The 2,807-nt window shown below is 35.8% G+C and carries 3 protein-coding genes; 1 reads left to right on the forward strand and 2 read right to left on the reverse strand.

The window, feature by feature from the left end; all coding sequences use genetic code 11:
* Nucleotides 1–284 precede the first annotated feature (284 nt).
* The gene (locus U3A55_RS00005) at nucleotides 285–1,100 is read left to right on the forward strand and encodes a hypothetical protein (protein ID WP_330989461.1); all 816 of its coding nucleotides are present in this window, start codon (nucleotides 285–287) and stop codon (nucleotides 1,098–1,100) included.
* A gap of 62 nt (nucleotides 1,101–1,162) precedes the next feature.
* On the opposite strand, the gene U3A55_RS00010 is transcribed toward U3A55_RS00005, so the two are convergent.
* A complete protein-coding gene (locus U3A55_RS00010; protein ID WP_330989462.1) occupies nucleotides 1,163–1,909 on the reverse strand; it encodes a CsxC family protein in 747 nt (248 codons plus the stop codon).
* Between the two features lie 257 nt (nucleotides 1,910–2,166).
* A partial coding sequence (locus U3A55_RS00015; protein ID WP_330989463.1) for a hypothetical protein occupies nucleotides 2,167–2,807 on the reverse strand: 641 nt, incomplete at its 5' end.

Below are 2,807 nucleotides of genomic sequence, written 5' to 3' on the forward strand. Positions count from 1 at the left end.
GATAATATTGGATCTCACCGATTGATTTCACAGAAATTCCTGCAGATGAAACTATCACCTTACCAAACCTGCAAATCACAATCAAACCAAAGGAAGATGAACAAGAAAGGGTTGTAATAAAAGCAGCTGTTTACTTCCATGATGTAGACCAACCTTTTATATCTGAAAACGCAATATCGATTTCATTTTAAACTTTAATTGCCACACTACCTTAGAGTGTTTTCACACCAACATGATCCTCGCATATAAATAATACACGAGCCCAATTTTAGGGAGGAATCTATATGGAAAGCTCAGAAAACACCTCTAATGTGTACCACTCTAAAGTAAATGAGGATCAACAAAAGATCATCTACTTAACTGCTGAATTAAACAAATATAAAGCTTTATATGAGAAATTCAAGCAACCTTTTTCCGTTCAAGAAGTGAATCAGGAAAACGAAAGATTGCATCAGACGATACAAGAACTTCAAGAAGAGTTACAAGACTTATATCAAGATAAACAGGAAAATGAGATTCGGAAAGCGGATATAGAGCAAATGCAGAATCAATTAAAAACATATGAGGAAGAGAATCACCGCTTTATAAACGAAAATAAAAAGCTTGAGAAAGAGAAGAAAGAGCTTACTAAAGAACTGGAAGAAGAAAAGGCAAAACTTTCTGAAGAAATTGAGAGGTTGAATCAGCAAATCCAAAACGAAGAACGTCTTCAATTAGATTTAAATAATAAAAAAGAGAACATAAAAACATTGGAGGATAGCCTAAAAAATGAAAGAAACCAAAACCAAAGGCTACAAAATCAAAATCAGACTTTAACTCAGAAAAATAGAAAATTAAATGAAGAAGTAACGAACCAAAAACAACAATATGATTCTTTGTGCAAAGAATTAGAGGTGTTCACTCAAGAGTTTCACACATTAAATCCTGTTCAGGATAATCAAGACACAAAAGATCCTATTCATTCTAGCTCCTCACCTGATCCTTCTAATCTAGTTGAATTGCACGGTGAAACCCTTCAATCTCTTGAGGACTCCATAAAGCAAGGATTAGATGAAATCGCTTATTTAAAAACCATCATCCTAGATAAAGATCATTCATAAGTCATAAGCGTATTAAAAATAAATAGAAAGGCGTCTTTATAATAAGACGCCTTTCCTCTCGATTAATCTTCGTCAAAATCTTTTTCGCCTGGGTTAGGACCTGCATCTGGACGACGTTGTTTCTGGGTTAGACGAACAACGAAATCAATTGTCATTTTCTCTTTTACATTATTAAACTGTCCCCATACGTTGAAATCTTCTGGAAAATCTCTTTCACTTACACGAGCACGAAGTAACTGACATTCAACAGGATTGTTTAGATTTTCAAATGTGACCGATCCAAATTCACAACGATCTGCTCCCATTCCATCTTTGCCAGATACTCTTACTTCTTGAACTTGGTTACCCTTTTGGCTAATAGCGATGTTAGCGGTGTTTCCGGGATCTAGTGTAACCCTTTGGTAACATTTAAATGGTACATTCACACTGTAGTCTCTCACGTATCCATAACCATCTTCAGAGTACTGAATATTTTTGTGAACATAACCTTCAATATATACATCTAGTAAGTTCGTTGTATTAGGAACTGCAAGTGGTACTGCTGGTTGAATCGGAATAACTTTACACTGTGTTAAATGTACATTTTTTCTAATGTGTTTGATATCATTTGCGAAGGATGGTAATTCAACATCAGCTTCTACTCTTGACGAAATGGGTACATCAGCTAAAATAACAGTACGCTCAATAGTTCTCTGGTTTGCGAGAGGTCCGACCGTACAAAAATGATCTTTTGATTTAGCCGTATCGCTACCCATCATTGGAGGACAATGCTTATGACCGCCACATGAGTTGCCTGTATTTTTCCTCATCCTAATTCACTCCTATTCTAAAATTGTCAAAACACATGAACGACATTCACCCCGATTGGCATGAATCTTTCATTGTTTTGACTTACTATTTATATATGCAATCACCCCTATAAGGGAGTGGACAATTGTAGGAAGGCGTTTATATCATTTTCATCTATAACAGAATAGTTACTAGTTTATATAGAAATCTTTGTTACATATGTAGCGATTTGAGAACATCTAATAAAAGGCTGCCTGGTATTCCAGACAGCCTTTTTCTATGAGATCGTTACATATTGAGATTGGTATAAACTTAAGGATACATTTAGTGTGCCATTGATCCTTGTATTCTCTGATCCGGGTTCATGAAAGGAATTGCATGAAGCACATTGAACTTGATGAAAAATAGGATGAGCATTCGTTTGTTGCATTTCTCGATGTATCCCTACCCTTTCATCTTCATTCACAAATGTAAATTCTCTCTCCGTTTGGTCAGGTATATCGGGTTCGTTATCCCATTTTACTTCAATCCATTTTTCCCATTGGATGGGGATTTTGGTGGACTGTAAAGAATTTTGATTTTGGCTACTCTCAAATTCAACTTCCAGCATCAACGTCCCTTTAAATAACACATGTGATGAAGGCTGAATAACTGAACTTTCAATAGACTGGAGACTACATTGTATATCAGTTATTTGTGTTGGGAATAACGATTGAGATATATTTTCTGCAATATCCACTGACAAATCCACGTAAGTTAAGAATACAGGTACTTTTACAATTCGTTCTCGGACATTAAAACATGGCTCAGCTTCCTCTTTAGGAGATCCAACCCATTCTTCGGCGATTTCAGGGTCAGCATCTTGGTGATCAGCTTGAGGGCAATACTCATCCATCAATAAATTTATAAAGTGATCTC

Origin of the sequence: Salarchaeum sp. III (assembly GCF_036418315.1) — an archaeon.
Classification (GTDB): Archaea; Halobacteriota; Halobacteria; order Halobacteriales; family Halobacteriaceae; genus Salarchaeum.

What these genes read in the sequence shown, in the direction of transcription:
- U3A55_RS00010 (WP_330989462.1), bottom strand. Translation starts at nt 1,909, where the DNA reads ATGAGGAAAAATACAGGCAACTCATGTGGCGGTCATAAGCATTGTCCT.
- U3A55_RS00005 (WP_330989461.1), top strand. Translation starts at nt 285, where the DNA reads ATGGAAAGCTCAGAAAACACCTCTAATGTGTACCACTCTAAAGTAAAT.